This is a genomic window from Psychrobacter sp. T6-1, from assembly GCF_052258445.1.
In genome coordinates this window covers 1-713 of sequence record NZ_JBQQFC010000696.1, presented here as the reverse complement: position 1 = coordinate 713, position 713 = coordinate 1, and the positions used below count along the sequence as shown (strand labels likewise).

Below are 713 nucleotides of genomic sequence, written 5' to 3'. Positions count from 1 at the left end.
ATAGGTATGTTGCGTTGTTACTAATACAGGTGTATATTCAGTAATATTATATTCTTTTTTGTGAATTTATATATTCAATAAAATTACTTAGATGAATTTATTAACAATGAATGGTATAGCAGTTATAACCTTGTATTCAAATCAGTCAAAACCATTGAGACGATGAGTAGGCTTATGAAAACAGACTCAAATAAAAAGTCCGAATCTATGGGTAAGTATAAAAGCAGCGAGCTTGATTTGCTAAGTTTGTTTGACATATTACGGCGCGAGTGGAAAATTATACTGTTCTTTGTATTACTAGGACTAGTATCCGCTGTTTTATACAGCCGCTATATGACGCCTGTATACCAAGCAGATGCACTTATACAGGTTGATGAAAAGTCACAAGGGGTGTCAGGTCTTGGTGAAAACATATCTGATCTCATCGATACTGAAGAGAGCAAATCTCAAGCAGAAACAGAACTCATAAAGTCACGTATGGTATTAGATCCCGTAGTCAGCTTACTACATCTACAAATTCGTTTAAGCAATCCTACTATTGGTACAGTCGATAAAATCCTATCCGACAATATAAACACGCAATTAAATACAACCAATGATGTCTCGCTTCAAACTAATAATGGAAGCGCTAAAATTAGTCAATTTGAGGTCGCTGCAGAGTATTTGGATCAGCCTTTTACCTTGATGAGATCAGGTAGTGGATTTACGTTAAG

Annotated in this window: 1 protein-coding gene; it reads left to right on the top strand. The window is 35.2% G+C overall.

Features of this window, described 5'->3' with window-relative positions; translation table 11 throughout:
- Positions 1-174: 174 nt before the first annotated feature.
- Positions 175-713: Wzz/FepE/Etk N-terminal domain-containing protein (locus ACTXGO_RS15460; protein ID WP_443575142.1), on the top strand; the 539-nt coding region annotated here is incomplete at its 3' end.